Origin of the sequence: Streptomyces roseicoloratus, assembly GCF_004117935.1 — a bacterium.
Classification (GTDB): domain Bacteria; phylum Actinomycetota; class Actinomycetes; order Streptomycetales; family Streptomycetaceae; genus Streptomyces; species Streptomyces roseicoloratus.
The window spans coordinates 1-13,917 of sequence record NZ_SDOY01000168.1 but is presented as its reverse complement, the minus strand read 5'-3'; the positions used below and the strand labels follow the sequence as shown (position 1 = coordinate 13,917).

General features: G+C 69.8%; 11 protein-coding genes. 8 read left to right on the top strand and 3 right to left on the bottom strand.

Annotated features, from left to right (window positions below; genetic code table 11):
• The first annotated feature begins 285 nt into the window (after nucleotides 1-285).
• Both ESG85_RS29585 and ESG85_RS29580 read left to right on the top strand, forming a co-directional pair.
• A complete protein-coding gene (locus ESG85_RS29585) occupies nucleotides 286-2,031 on the top strand; it encodes an LCP family protein (RefSeq protein ID WP_128984253.1) in 1,746 nt (581 codons plus the stop codon).
• A gap of 55 nt (nucleotides 2,032-2,086) precedes the next feature.
• Nucleotides 2,087-3,931: an LCP family protein gene (locus ESG85_RS29580; RefSeq protein WP_164986351.1), complete on the top strand. Its 1,845-nt coding sequence runs from the start codon at nucleotides 2,087-2,089 to the stop codon at nucleotides 3,929-3,931.
• Nucleotides 3,932-4,113: 182 nt separating this feature from the next.
• On the opposite strand, the gene ESG85_RS29575 is transcribed toward ESG85_RS29580, so the two are convergent.
• On the bottom strand, nucleotides 4,114-5,235 hold the full coding sequence (locus tag ESG85_RS29575; RefSeq protein ID WP_246095381.1) for a glycosyltransferase family 2 protein: 1,122 nt from the start codon (nucleotides 5,233-5,235) through the stop codon (nucleotides 4,114-4,116).
• Nucleotides 5,236-5,475: 240 nt separating this feature from the next.
• Here ESG85_RS29575 and ESG85_RS29570 point away from each other — a divergent pair, with 240 nt between their 5' ends.
• Complete coding sequence (locus ESG85_RS29570) at nucleotides 5,476-6,855, top strand: LCP family protein (protein ID WP_128984252.1); 1,380 nt, start codon at nucleotides 5,476-5,478, stop codon at nucleotides 6,853-6,855.
• A gap of 58 nt (nucleotides 6,856-6,913) precedes the next feature.
• On the opposite strand, the gene ESG85_RS29565 is transcribed toward ESG85_RS29570, so the two are convergent.
• Complete coding sequence (locus ESG85_RS29565) at nucleotides 6,914-7,447, bottom strand: acyl-CoA thioesterase (protein WP_128984251.1); 534 nt, start codon at nucleotides 7,445-7,447, stop codon at nucleotides 6,914-6,916.
• A 251-nt stretch (nucleotides 7,448-7,698) separates the two neighbouring features.
• Between ESG85_RS29565 and ESG85_RS29560 the strand changes: the two genes are divergently transcribed.
• From ESG85_RS29560 to ESG85_RS29540, 5 genes are all read left to right on the top strand, one after another.
• A complete protein-coding gene (locus tag ESG85_RS29560) occupies nucleotides 7,699-9,009 on the top strand; it encodes an LCP family protein (RefSeq protein WP_246095379.1) in 1,311 nt (436 codons plus the stop codon).
• 174 nt (nucleotides 9,010-9,183) lie between these two features.
• Complete coding sequence (locus tag ESG85_RS29555) at nucleotides 9,184-9,630, top strand: hypothetical protein (RefSeq protein WP_128984249.1); 447 nt, start codon at nucleotides 9,184-9,186, stop codon at nucleotides 9,628-9,630.
• Between the two features lie 8 nt (nucleotides 9,631-9,638).
• Complete coding sequence (locus ESG85_RS29550; RefSeq protein ID WP_128984248.1) at nucleotides 9,639-11,450, top strand: alpha/beta hydrolase; 1,812 nt, start codon at nucleotides 9,639-9,641, stop codon at nucleotides 11,448-11,450.
• Nucleotides 11,451-11,475: 25 nt separating this feature from the next.
• Nucleotides 11,476-11,946, top strand: coding sequence for a hypothetical protein (locus tag ESG85_RS29545; RefSeq protein ID WP_246095377.1), 471 nt, complete (start codon nucleotides 11,476-11,478; stop codon nucleotides 11,944-11,946).
• Between the two features lie 242 nt (nucleotides 11,947-12,188).
• Nucleotides 12,189-12,719, top strand: a complete 531-nt coding sequence (locus ESG85_RS29540) for a hypothetical protein (protein ID WP_128984247.1) — start codon at nucleotides 12,189-12,191, stop codon at nucleotides 12,717-12,719.
• 58 nt (nucleotides 12,720-12,777) lie between these two features.
• On the opposite strand, the gene ESG85_RS29535 is transcribed toward ESG85_RS29540, so the two are convergent.
• On the bottom strand, nucleotides 12,778-13,917 hold a 1,140-nt coding region (locus ESG85_RS29535; RefSeq protein ID WP_246095371.1), incomplete at its 5' end, for an acyl-CoA dehydrogenase family protein.

Below are 13,917 nucleotides of genomic sequence, written 5' to 3'. Positions count from 1 at the left end.
GAACGCGGCCGAGGGGGTGCGGTGGCGACGGAGACGTGTGCGGCCCTCGTGGCGAGTTCGTAAAGGGGGAACCAAGGGATGGACGGTGCCGGATGAGGTTTGGGCAAATTGCCCGGGTGTAAGGGGCGTGGAATTTGTCACGGACGTCGCCCCACGCTGAACTGGGCGGATAGTGTGACGCGATCCGGTGCACCCGACCGCGTGGTCGCGCACTCGATGGATCGAACGACCGAGCGCCCGAGGGGGAGGCGCCTCGCGTGGCACCGACGGAGGACTCAAGTAACCGTGGACGCGCACAGCCGTGGACGGGCGGACGAGATCGACCCCGCCGACCAGTGGGTGCTCAACCCACAGACGGGCAACTACGAACTGCGACTGGACCACTCCGCTGGGCAGTCACAGCCGGCCGCTCCGTCCCACCCGCGCCCCCGCACCGGCGGCAGTGCCACACCTCCCGGGCAGAGAACCCACGACCGGCCGGCCGAAACCGCTCCGGCGGCTCCGCCGGTTCCGGGCCAGCGCCGTCGCCGTGCCGCCGAGCCCGGTGACCGGCCGTCCGCGCCGGGCCGCCGCAAGCGCCGCCCGGAGAAGTCGCGCAAGAAGAAGGTCCTGATGTGGACCGGCGGCACGATGGCCGTCGTGCTCGTGGGCGGCGCCGCCGGCGCGTACGCGCTGTACAACCACTTCGACAACAACATCAACACCATCGAGGTGGCCGGCGGCTCCGAGGGCTTCAAGGACGACGAGGCCTTCAACATCCTGCTCATCGGCACCGACAAGCGGACCGGTGAGGGAAACTCCGGTTACGGGGACAAGAACAGTCCCGGCCACGCCGACACCACGATCCTCTTCCACGTCTCCAAGGACCGGACGAACGCCACGGCGATGTCCATCCCCCGGGACCTGGTCATCGACATCCCCGAGTGCGAGACCAAGCTCCCCGACGGCAGCGTCAAGAAGATCCCCGGCCAGCAGAGACAGCGCTTCAACATCAGCCTCGGCCAGTCGGGCCGCGACCCGGGCTGCACCATGCGCACGGTCAAGGAGATCACCGGCCTGACCGTCGACCACTTCATGATGGCCGACTTCAACGCCGTCAAGGAGATGACGACGGCCGTCGGCGGCGTGAAGGTCTGCGTGGAGAAGCCGGTCGACGACCCGAAGTCGCATCTGAAGCTGCCCAAGGGCGAGTCGACGATCATGGGAGAGCAGGCGCTGGCCTTCGTCCGCACCCGCTCCAGCTTCGGCAACAAGAGCGACCTCGACCGCATGAAGGTCCAGCAGCAGTTCCTCAGCTCGATGATCCGTCAGATGAAGTCGGACGACACGCTCACCTCGCCGACCAAGCTGTTCGACCTCGCCGACGCCGCGACCAAGGCGCTCACCGTCGACACCGGCATAGGGAGCATCTCCAAGCTGAAGTCCCTGGCCGGGGAGCTGTCCAAGATCGACACGAAGAACATCACCTTCCTGACGATGCCGGTCATCGACAACCCGGCCGAGCCCAAGCCGGTCACGGTCGTCCCGCACCCGGAGGAAGCCCCGCGGCTCTTCGAGATGATGCTGTCCGACACCTCGCTGACCGAGGTGAAGAAGAAGGAACAGGACGCCAAGAACGCCCAGGCGCAGGCCGAGGCGAAGCTTCTCCAGGGTCCCCGTTCCACCGCGCGCGAGGTCCGCGTCGACGTCTACAACGGCAGCGGCAAGACGGGCGCGGCGCAGAAGACGATCGACTGGCTGCAGAACGAGCACGGCGTGACGCGGTCGAGCAACAGGAGCAACGCGCCCGAGAAGGCGGCGAAGACCACGCTCACGTACGCGCCGAACCAGGCCGACCAGGCCCGCAAGCTCGCGGACCTGATGGGCCTGCCGGCCTCGGCTCTCCGGCAGGGCACGCAGGCCGCCGCGGAGCGTGAGCCCATGACGCTGGTGCTCGGCGACGACTACAAGGGCGCGGGGGTGCCCCTCACCGGTCCGGCGAAGGCGCCGGAGGGTGCGCAGACGGCAGACAAGCAGGTGTGCGCCAAGTGAGCCGGACACGTCCGGCCTTGGCCGGCCGCACCTGAGTGACTTGAGGAGACCTGGGGTGGGACAGAGCAGCGTGCGTGGGGAGGGGGCGCGGGAACGCGCCTCGCGCGCCCGTGAGTTGGGCTGGGACGAGAGTCTCTACGAGGACGGGTCCGGGCACGCGTCCGGGACCGGTTCCGCGGACGGCGGCCGGGGCAGGGGCCCGGGCGTCACGGTGCCGCGCGCCCGCCGGGCCCGGGGCGGCTCCGGCGGTGACGGCGGCCCCGGTGACGGCGGCCCCGGTGGTGACGAAGGCGCGGTCGCCACGGACAGCCCGGGCCGTACGGGCGGCAAGGGCGGTGGCAGCGGTACGGGGCACCGGCGCGGCGGCCCGCGCCGCCGGGCCAGGAAGTCCGGCAAACGCCGGATACTCCGCTGGGTGGCCGTGACGCTGTCGCTGCTGATACTCGGCACGGCGGGCGCCGGCTACCTCTACTACCAGCACCTCAACGGCAACCTCCGCGGCGGTGCCCGCGCGGGCGGCGACAGCGGCGTGAAGAAGGCCGCGCCGAACGCGCTGGGCGACACCCCGCTGAACATCCTGCTCATCGGCTCCGACGACCGCTCCGACGCCCGGAACGTGGCCCTGGGCGGCGGCAAGAACGACCGGAACCGCAAGCCGCTCGCCGACGTGCAGATGCTGCTGCACGTCTCGGCGGACCGGAAGAACGCTTCGATCATCTCGATCCCGCGCGACACCGTCGTCCCGATCCCCAAGTGCACGGACGACAAGGGCCAGACGTACGCCGCGACGAACACCCGGCCCATCAACGAGACGCTCAGCCGCGGCGGCCCCGGCTGCACGCTCACCACCTGGGAGACCCTCACCGGCGTCTACATCGACCACTGGATCATGGTCGACTTCGTCGGTGTGGTGGCGATGGCCGACGAGGTCGGCGGCGTCCCCGTCTGCGTGAAGACCGGCGTGTACGACAAGTCGACGCCGCAGCAGAAGGGCGGCTCCGGCCTGAAGCTGCCCAAGGGGACGACCGAGGTCAAGGGCGAGCAGGCGCTCCAGTGGCTGCGCACCCGGCACGCGTTCGGCAGCGACCAGAACAGGGCCAAGGCCCAGCACATGTACATGAACGGCATGATGAAGAAGCTCCAGGAGCAGAACGCCTGGACCGACACCGGCCGGCTCACGGGGCTCGCGGAGACCGCCACCACGGCCCTCGCGGTCTCCGACGAGATCAAGTCGGTGAGCAAGCTCTTCAACCTGTCGATGCAGCTGAAGAACGTGAAGCTCGACCGGCTGACCACGGCCACCGTCCCGACGCGGGAGTACCCGGGCAACCCGAAGGCGTGGCTGGAGCTGGTCCCGTCGGCCGCCGACAAGATGTGGGCGATGCTCCGCGACGACGTCGCCATGGACAAGAACGGCGACCCGGCCGACGCGAAGCCCAAGCCGAAGTCCTCGGCGCCGGCGAAGCCCTCGGTCGCCGCGGAGGCACCGGACTCCTTCGGCGTCACGGTGGTCAACGGCACCGCGGGCGACGACCGGCCGGCCGCCAAGGGCCGGGCCGGCACGGTGGCGGAGCTGTTGCAGGGCAAGGGCTTCGACCGGGCCGACGCCTCCCGGGAGGCCCAGCCGCGCAAGGACACCGTGGTGTTCTACCCGAAGGGTGACGGCGACCAGGGCAAGGCCAACGCCCAGTCCGTGGCCACGGCGCTCGGCCTGCCGGCCGCGGCGGTCCGCGCGGACGCCCAGGTCACGGACGTCACGCTGATCGTCGGCGCCGACTGGCGCGAGGGCTCCACCTACAAGAAGCCGCAGGTGGAGGCCGGTGACCTGCCGGAGGGTGCGTCCGACAAGGCGGACTGCATGGACGTCTACTCGGTCTACCAGTGGGACGGCAAGAGCTGACCGCTGACGGTCCGCCACCTGAAACGGCGGTGGCCGGACCCCCTGGAGGGGCCCGGCCACCGCCGTTTCCGGGCTTGTGGGGGCGGCCTGCGGCAGAGCGACCCGTGGCTGGATGGCCCCTGGCAGGGCGACCCGTGGCTGGATGCCCCTGGCAGGGCCTGCACCAGGCGCCGTACGAGGACTCAGACGGTCTCGGCCGCCCCGGCCGCCTCCGCCGCACCGGTCGCACCGGTCGCACCGGTCGGGGCTGCCGCACCGGCCGTCCCGGTCTTCCCCGGCGTCGGGTCGGCCTTCACCACCGGCCGCCTGCTCGCGATGACCTTCTTCGCCAGTGAGCGCGGGCTGGTCAGGAAGCCGAAGCCCCACGACATGTGCATGGTCGCCAGGGCCACCGGGATCTGCAGCCGCGCCTTCAGGGACAGGCCCTTGCCGGCCGGGACCGAGCCCGCGGTGATCGCCGCCAGGTAGCCGGCCGGGACCACGAAACCGAGCGGGGTGAGTGTGGCGCCCACCACGACGCCGGCGGCGATGGCGCAGACGGCGGTCGGCGCGGCCAGGTAGCGCAGGTTGATGGAGCCCTCGTGGTAGCGGGCCACCACGTGCCGCCAGCGGCCGTAGTCCTTGTACTGCTTGGCGAGCGCGCGCACCGAGGGGCGCGGGCGGTACTGGACGCGCAGCTCCGGCGAGAACCAGATCAGTCCGCCGGCCTCGCGGATGCGGAAGTTCAGCTCCCAGTCCTGGGCGCGGATGAACTCCTCGTTGTAGCCGCCCTGCCGCTCCAGCGCCTCGCGGCGGAACACGCCCAGGTACACGGTCTCGGCCGGGCCGGCCGCGCCCCCGGTGTGGAAGGACGCGTTGCCCACGCCGATCCTCGAGGTCATCGCCGCCGCGACCGCCTCCTCCCAGGCGTTCTCGCCCTCGGCGTGCATGATGCCGCCGACGTTCATCGCGCCGGTCTCCTCCAGGAGACGCACGGCGGTCGCGATGTAGTTCGGCGACAGCATGCCGTGGCCGTCGACGCGTACCACGATCGGGTGACGGGAGGCCTTGATCGCGGCGTTGAGGGCGGCGGGCGTACGGCCCGTGGGGTTGGGCACGGTGTGCACGCGGGCACGCTTGTCGGCGTTCTCCCGGACGAGTTCGGCGGCGATCTCGTCGGTGCGGTCCGTGGACGGTCCGAGCGCGATCACCACCTCCATCTCGCCGTCGTACTCCTGCTCCAGGATGTGACGGACCGAGTTGCGCAGATGCCGCTCCTCGTTGAGGACCGGCATGATCACGGAGACGGGGGGCATGGCGTTCATCGCGTGCCACGTTACCGCGAACGGGGGACACGGTCGCGCGCCGCCGGAGGTGATGCCCGGTGGCGCTGATCGTATGGGCCTACGGTGCTCACGGTCCCCCTGTCGTACCAGCGGAGGTGTCCACCGGTGACCGCACCCTCCCGCACGCCCCGTCCTCCCCGGCCCGCCGCCCGCCGCGCCCCCGCACCGGCGACGGCTCCGGTCCGCGGACGGCGGCGGCCCAGACGGCCGCGGTGGGGCATGCGGGCGGCGACCACGCTGTCCGTCGTGGTGCTCGCCGCCGGCGGCATCGGGCACGCGGTGGTGACGAGCCTGGACACCGGCATCCACCGGATCGACCCGTTCAAGGACATGAAGAACCGCCCGCAGGCCGGGCACGGCATGAACGTCCTCGTCGTCGGCACCGACGGCCGTGACCGGATCAGCGAGGAGGAGCGGCGGAAGTACCGGCTCGGCGGCGCGCCCTGCCACTGCACGGACACCGTGATGCTCGTGCATATCTCCGAGGACCGCGGGCGGGCGAGCGTGGTGTCGCTGCCGCGCGACTCGTACGCCGAGATGCCCGAGCACACCGACCTCACCACCGGCAGGCACCACCACGCCCACCCGGTGAAGCTGAACGCGGCGTACGCGGAGGGCGGGCCCGGGCTCACCGTGCGGACCGTCGAGTCGATGACCGGTGTGAAGATCGACCACTACCTGGAGGTCGACTTCACCAGCTTCATGAAGACCGTCGACGCGGTCGGCGGAGTGCAGATCTGCACCACCAAGCCGCTGAAGGACTCCCACACCGGCCTCGACCTGCCGGCCGGGACGCACGAGCTGGACGGCGGGCAGGCGCTGCAGTACGTGCGCTCCCGCCATGTCGACGCGGCCGCCGACATCGGGCGCATCCAGCGCCAGCAGAAGTTCCTCGCGGCGCTGATCGACCAGGTCACCAGCGGCGGGGTGCTGCTGAACCCGGTGCGGTTCCGCGAGGTCGCCTCGACGATGCTGAGCTCGGTCCGGGCCGACCAGGGCTTCGGCACGGAGCAGATGCTGGCCCTCGCGAAGGCGATGCGGGGCTTCTCGCCGGCCTCGTCGGAGTTCGTGTCGGTGCCGATCGGCGACATGAGCTTCCCGGTGAAGGGGATCGGCTCCACGGTGAAGTGGGACGCGGCGAAGGCGCAGAAGCTGTTCCAGTCGCTGCGCGAGGACCGGCCGCTGGCGCCCGCCCGGCCGCCGGCCGCCGCCAGGGGGCCGCAACCGGTCGACGTGGACGTCGCGCCGCGGTCGATCCGGGTGCAGGTCGACAACGGGACCCGCACGGACGGGCTCGGCGGCCGGGTCGACGAGGCGCTCCGCGCCACCGGCTTCGACACGACGCGCGCGCCGAGGACCGCCGACGGGGGCCGGGAGCACACGCGCACGCTCGTCGAGTACGACCCGGGCTGGGACCGCTCGGCAAGGTCCCTGGCGGCCGCCCTGCCGGGCGCGGAGCTCCGCCCGGTGAAGGGCCAGGGCGCGACGCTGCGGGTCACGGTCGGCGCGGACTACAAGGGCGTGACGCCGGTCCGGGAGCGCGAGCGGCAGTCGGGCCAGTTCGAGGCGGTCAGGGGCGACCAGGTGGTGTGCCCGTGATCACAGGCGCGGGGCCGGGGCGACGGGCCGTCGCGGGCGGGAGCCGGCGGCCGGCGGCTCAGTCCTCGTAGCCCTCCGCCACCCGGCGTTCGCGGAGTTCCATGATCGCGCGGCGGCGGGCCAGGCGGTGGGTGCGGCGGATCTGGGCTTCCTGGTAGCGGCGCTTGTCGCGCTCGGTCTCCGGGACGACCGGGGGGACCGGGCGGGGCTTGCCGTCGGCGTCGACGGCCGCGAAGACGAGGTAGGCCGAGCCGACCTGGGTGGCGGGCGTGGACTCGTTCCAGCGCTCCGCCATGACCCGGACGCCGACCTCCATGGAGGACCGGCCGGTCCAGTTGACCTGGGCCTTCACATGCAGGAGGTCGCCGACCCTGACCGGCTCGAGGAAGGCCATCTCGTCCATGGACGCGGTGACGGCAGGGCCGCCCGAGTGCCGGCCCGCGACCGCGCCCGCGGCGTCGTCCACCAGCTTCATGATCACGCCGCCGTGCACCGTACCCAGGAGGTTGGTGTCATGGCTCGTCATGATGTGGCTGAGGGTGGTGCGGGAGGCGGAGGTGGGCTTCCCCGGGATGTCGCCCTGATCTGTCATGCCCTCTACCTTATGCCCGCCCTTGGTATGCCTGCCCCGGGGATGCCCGCCAGGCGGACACCTGCCCGGGAATGCCCGCCCGGGGGACGCCCGCCCCGGGGGAAGCACCCCCCGGGAATGCCCGCCCGGGGACGCCCGCCCCGGGGCCCAGGTCGCGGCGCCGTCCGGTTTGCATCAGCTTGGCAACAGCGCCGACCCGATTCCCCACCCGCCCTGTCGGGCCACCGGGGCCGACCGGCACACTGTTCCGCATGAATGACTGGCCCGACGCCCAGCCCGAGGGGCCTCGCCGGATGCGCCACGTGCAGCGTCCGCAGGTCCCCCCGCAGCAGCCGTACCCGCAACAGCACGAGCAGCAGCAGTACGGCCAGGGGCACAACCAGGCGCGCGGCCAGGGCCGTGACGAGGGTTACCACCCGAGTTTCACGCAGGCGCAGGTCTCCGGCTACGACTCCGGCTACAGCTCGGGCCAGGTCTACGGCGGCCCGCAGGGCCCCGGCCGGGGCCCGGGCGGTCCCGGCGGTCCCGGCACCGTGCCGCCGCAGTACTCGCCGCCGCGGACCGGCGGCGGCGCCGGCGCGCCCGACTGGCGGCGCCGGATCAAGATCGGTTCGATCGTGCTCGCCGTGGCCGTGGTCGGCTGGAGCGTCGGCACGTACGCCTGGGCGAGCTCGAAGATGCGCAACGAGGTCGACCTCTCCAAGGTGATCGAGCGCCCCTCCGAGGGCGACTGCACCACGTATCTGATCGTCGGCTCCGACAGCCGTGAGGGCATGACGGCCGAGGAGAAGAAGAAGCTGCACACCGGCTCCGCGGAGGGCAAGCGGACCGACTCGATGATGATCCTCGCGGCCTGCTCCAGCGGGAACACGATGGTCTCGCTTCCGCGTGACTCGTGGGTGACGATCCCGTCGTTCGTGGGCTCGGAGTCCGGAAAGAAGTACCCGGCGCGCGGCGGCGCCAAGCTGAACGCCGCGTACGCCATGGACGGGCCCGAACTCCTCGTCCGTACGGTCGAGTTCAACACCGGCCTGCGCATCGACCACTACGCGGAGATCGGCTTCGCCGGCTTCGCGAACATCGTGGACGCGCTCGGCGGTGTCGAGCTGAACATCGAGAAGGGCTTCAAGGACAAGAAGTCCGGCGCCGACTTCCAGGCCGGCACGCAGACCCTCAACGGCGAGCAGGCCCTGGCCTTCGTCCGCACCCGCTACGCCTTCGCCGAGTCCGACCTGGCCCGTACGAAGAACCAGCAGAAGTTCCTGTCGGCGCTGGCGAGTCAGGCGGCGACGCCAGGCACGATCCTCAACCCGTTCAAGCTGTACCCGACGCTCGGCGCGGGTCTGGACACGCTGATCGTGGACAAGGACATGTCGCTGTACAACCTGGCCACGATGTTCTTCGCGATGAAGGGCATCAGCAGCGGGGGCGGCACGTCGATGAACATGCCGATCGCGGGCAGCGCGCCGCAGGGCTCCCTCAAGTGGGACATGCCGAAGGTGAAGCAGCTGGTGGAACAGATCAGGAACGACGAGAAGGTCACGGTCACCTCGAACCGCTGAGCTCGAAAACCGCTGAGCTCGAAACTGCTGAGCTCGAACCGCCGAGCTCGACTCGGCCCGGTCGGCGTCCTGTTCGGACGCCGACCGTTTGATTTCGGACGGCAAACCCGAGAATCTTGGCGAATCGCCGCCTGAAGTGGCAGAGTTCCGCCGGAAGAACGGGGAGATTCGCACATGCCATGGGACGAGTGGGAACAGCTCAAGGCGGAGACGGCGGCGCGCCAGTCGCCGTCGATGCGCCTGAACCAGGTGGCGCCGGCGCCCGGCGGGGGGTACTCGGAGGACCTGAAGACGGACAAGCGGGCCTGGGTGAAGGCCGGCGAGGGCGTCTCGGGCCTGAAGGAGGGCGTCACCACGGCGCTGACCAAGCTGGAGACCGGCCAGGCGGGGCTGGGCGACGGCCAGGGGATGCAGAGCGCGGCGGCGCAGAAGGATTTGTACGACTCCTGGAAGAAGTACCTCGGGGACGTGAGCGGCCGCTGTGAGGCGCTCGGCGGGCTGCTCCGGAAGTCGGGCAGCGACCTGGCGAAGACCGACGAGACGGTCGAGCAGGACATCGCCGTACTCGCGAAGCGGTACACCGACACCGAGGCCGTCGGCGGCCAGGCGAAGGAGAAGTGACGGCGTCCATGGACCTGGAGACCTTGCGGGCCTTCAAGCAGGCCGAGTACGAGGAGGCCGCGGACGGCTACCGGGCGGCTGGTGACATGGCCATGGCGGCCAAGGACACCATCGACATCAAGATCACCTCCGGTATCCGCGCCGAACTGAAGGGCAAGGCCGCCGAGGCCGCCCTGGGCGAGCTCAAGGAACTGTCGAAGAACTTCCACTACGCGCAGACCGAGTGCGGTCTGGTCAGCACCGCGCTGAATGGTTTCGCCTTCGACCTCGGCGCGGCCAAGCGGAAGCTGGACGCGGCGATCTCCGACGCCCAGGCGGCCGGCTGCACCGTGAACCCGAACGGTTCGGTCACCTTCCCGCCGGGCGCGAAGCCCGGCGCGGACAAGACCGCCGACGGCGGCACGGTGACCGGCAGTGCCGGGGGCACCGAGACCTCGGACGCGATCGAGCGCCAGGCGATCAACATCCACCCCAACCCGCACTACGGCAAGGCGCTCGGCTTCGCGAACCGGATCGCCGACGCACTGAAGGAGGCGACGGAGGCCGACGCCAAGTGGGCGCCGAAGCTGCGGGCGCTGAAGGCCGACGACGACCTGAAGGTCACCGACCGGGACTGGACGGACACGAAGTCGGACATGGACAGCGTGCTCCGGACCGCCGACCCCTATCTGGACAGCATCAAGGCCCCGCCCAAGGACGGCACGCCCTACCAGAACGCCGAATGGTGGAAGGGCCTCACCCCGCAGCAGCGGGCCGACTACCTCTCTGTCCACCCAGGCGCCCTCGGAGCGATGAACGGGCTCCCGTCCGACGTTCGCGACGAGGCGAATCGCATGGTCCTGGCTGAGACCAAGGCGGCATACCGGCTGGAGCTGGACGGCATGCCGAAGGAGCCGACCAAGTTCGCCCCCAACCCCAACGGGGGTTACCCCATGGCCATGATCACCCCGGAATGGCGGGAGTGGCACGAGAAGTACGGGGAAAGGAAGGCGAAGCTGGAGAACGTGATGAAGGGGATGGACGCCATCCAGGCCCGCTTCGACCGAACCGGCGAGAAGGGCCTGCCCGAGGCCTACCTCTTGGGCTTCGATCCCGTCGGACTCGACGACGGCAAGGTCATCCTCGCCAACGGCAACCCGGACACGGCCGATCACGTGGCCGTCTACGTCCCGGGCACCTTCGCAGGTATCGAAGCCATCGGTGAGGGGCACGACCACGGCGACATCGGCCGGGGCGAGCGTCTGTGGTCAGAGGCCCAAAGTCTGGCACCTACGCAGGAGTTCGCCACCATCACGTGGCTTGACTACAACGCTCCTGACGGCGTCATCACGCAGGCCACGAGCGGAAAGTACGCCGAGGAAGGCGGCCCTCGCCTGTACGACTTCCTCCAGGGCAACCGGGCGGCCCAGGAGGCGGTCGATGGGGCCCCCTCGCACACGACAGTCATCGGCCACAGCTACGGCAGTACCGTGGTGGGCGTCGCAGCACAGTCCGGGAGCTGGAAGGATCCGCAGGTGGCGAACGACTTCGTTTTCGCCGGAAGTCCCGGAGTGCAGGCAGACCACGCAGGGGACCTGGGAGTCAAGCCCGACCACGTGTGGGCCATGGGCGCCCCCTGGAACGACCAGGTCGTACGGCAGGGAGGCCGCTTCGTAGGCCTCGGCGACAACTGGACCATCCCGACCGACGACTCCTTCGGCGGCAACATCATGCAGAGCGACGCGGGCAATCACTCAGAATTCTTCGACGCGGACTCTTTGAGCCTCAGGAACCAAGCAGCCGTCATTGCCGGCCATTACGAGAGGGTTGCACTTGAGTAGGCGATTCTCGGCATTCATGTTTGTCATGGCGACCTGCACGCTGGCTGTGTCGTGCACGAGCGGAAGCGAGACGACGGTGAAAGAGCGCGACAGCGCGGGGGTGCAGGAGGATGTGGAGAAGACGTCCAGCGGCATCCTCGACATGCTGGGGATCAACGGGAAGGTGACCAAGTCCGGCGCGATGATCTCACGTTGCTCCGGCTACGACGACGAGGACGAGGTCTACCGCGCCCGTCATCCCTGGAGTGTCCACGACGTTCCGTTCGCCGACATGGAGCAGGCCATGGAACGCTTGCGAACCGAGCTTCCCAAGAACGGGTGGACGATCGTGAAGGACGGCACGGACGGCAGCAAGTCCAGGAGTCCCCAGATCATCGCAGAGTCGAGCAACCGGGAATTCGCACTCGACGCCCGCCTGTACAAGGCGAATCGTAAAGAAAACTCCCCGGACCTGATCAACGTTGCCGTCGAATCGGCCTGCTTCAAGGCGAAGTGACAGGACAGGACCCGTCCTCGTTTCGGCTTGAGCCCCGGGTGGTGCAACGGCGGGGAGAGCGTCGTCGACGGCACCCTGAGCACCACCCCGGCGCACACCCTGCTCTCCCACCCTCCGAGGATCACAGCGACGTCGGGAAGGAAGGCAGCGAAAGCCTTCGGAACCAGGCTCTGGTCGTCGCCGGCAAGGGCGACTCCGTCACCCTCAAGCCCCCGCCCAACCCCACGCCAGGAGTGCGCTGAATGAAGACCAAGGCGGGGGCGTGCGCGTTCCTCCTGTCCCTCGCTCTCACGATCCTCACGGGATGCAGCATGAACGACAAGGAATCCGGCGGCCTTCCTTCCGCGGGCACCGCCACGACGAACCAGGCGGCGCGCACGGCGGAGAAGATCTCCAGCGAGCTCTACGACCTCATCGGCGTCAAGGGAGAGGCGAGCGACACCAGGCCTGGCGTCTCGGAGTGCGCGGGCAAGGACCCGGCGAAGTACTTCACGGTCTTCCACCCTTGGACCTTCACTCCCACGTCTCCCGATCAGCTCAAGGGCGTCATGGAGCGGCTGAGGGAGGAACTGCCCAAGCACGGCTGGAAGGTCGTCGAATACGGCCCCGACACCAGCAAGAACGAGAATCTCGCCATCACCGCCGACAACGACGGGAAGAAGTACGGGGTCAAGATCGCCTACTTCGCCAAGGACGCCCGGCCGAACCTGAACCTGTTCCTGACGTCCGGTTGCTACCAGGTCCCGGACGGCCAGACGGTCGAGAAGTTCTGAACGCGCCGCGGCCCCCGAGAGCGGAAGCTCCGGGGGCCGCGGTGTTCCCGTGTGGGGATTACGGGAGGTTGCGGGCCATGACGATGCGCTGGACCTGGTTGGTGCCTTCGTAGATCTGGGTGATCTTGGCGTCGCGCATCATGCGCTCGACGGGGTAGTCGCGGGTGTAGCCGTAGCCGCCGAGGAGCTGGACGGCGTCGGTGGTGACCTCCATGGCGACGTCGGATGCGAAGCACTTGGCGGCGGCGCCGAAGAAGGTCAGGTCGCCGTCCACGCGCTCGGACTTGGCGGCGGCGGCGTAGGTGAGCTGGCGGGCGGCCTCCAGCTTCATGGCCATGTCGGCGAGCATGAACTGCACGCCCTGGAAGTCGGCGATCGGCTTGCCGAACTGCTTGCGCTCGGTGACGTAGCCCTTGGCGTAGTCCAGGGCGCCCTGGGCGATGCCGAGGGCCTGGGCGGCGATGGTGATGCGGGTGTGGTCGAGGGTCTTCATCGCGGTGGCGAAGCCGGTGCCCTCGGCGCCGATCATGCGGTCGGCGGGGATGCGCACGTTGTCGAGGTAGACCTCGCGGGTCGGGGAGCCCTTGATGCCGAGCTTCTTCTCCGGCGCGCCGAAGGAGACGCCCTCGTCGCCCTTCTCCACGACGAAGGCGCTGATGCCCTTCGACCGCTTCTCCGGGTCGGTGACGGCCATCACCGTGTAGTACTCGGAGACGCCGGCGTTGGTGATCCACCGCTTCACGCCGTTGAGGACCCAGAAGTCGCCGTCGCGGACCGCGCGGGTCTTCATCCCGGCCGCGTCGGAGCCCGCGTCGGGCTCGGACAGGCAGTAGGAGAACATCGCGTCGCCCTTGGCCAGCGGGCCGAGGTACTTCTTCTTCAGCTCCTCCGAACCCGACAGGATCACCGGCAGCGAACCGAGCTTGTTGACGGCCGGGATCAGCGAGGACGAGCCGCAGGCGCGCGCGACCTCCTCGATCACGATCACCGTCGCCAGCGCGTCCGCGCCGGCGCCGCCGTAGCTCTCGGGCACGTGCACCGCGTGCAGGTCGTTGGCGACCAGCGCGTCCAGCGCCTCCTGCGGGAACCGGCCCTCCTCGTCGACCGCCGCCGCGAACGGAGCGATCTTCGCCTCCGCCAGCGCACGGACCGACTCCCGGAGCATCTCGTGCTCCTCCGGCAGGCGATACAGATCGAA

Coding starts and splice junctions, on each gene's coding strand:
- ESG85_RS29575 (WP_246095381.1), bottom strand. CDS start 5,235: ATGAACGCCATGCCCCCCGTCTCCGTGATCATGCCGGTCCTCAACGAG.
- ESG85_RS29570 (WP_128984252.1), top strand. CDS start 5,476: ATGCGGGCGGCGACCACGCTGTCCGTCGTGGTGCTCGCCGCCGGCGGC.
- ESG85_RS29565 (WP_128984251.1), bottom strand. CDS start 7,447: ATGACAGATCAGGGCGACATCCCGGGGAAGCCCACCTCCGCCTCCCGC.
- ESG85_RS29560 (WP_246095379.1), top strand. CDS start 7,699: ATGAATGACTGGCCCGACGCCCAGCCCGAGGGGCCTCGCCGGATGCGC.
- ESG85_RS29555 (WP_128984249.1), top strand. CDS start 9,184: ATGCCATGGGACGAGTGGGAACAGCTCAAGGCGGAGACGGCGGCGCGC.
- ESG85_RS29550 (WP_128984248.1), top strand. CDS start 9,639: ATGGACCTGGAGACCTTGCGGGCCTTCAAGCAGGCCGAGTACGAGGAG.
- ESG85_RS29545 (WP_246095377.1), top strand. CDS start 11,476: ATGGCGACCTGCACGCTGGCTGTGTCGTGCACGAGCGGAAGCGAGACG.
- ESG85_RS29540 (WP_128984247.1), top strand. CDS start 12,189: ATGAAGACCAAGGCGGGGGCGTGCGCGTTCCTCCTGTCCCTCGCTCTC.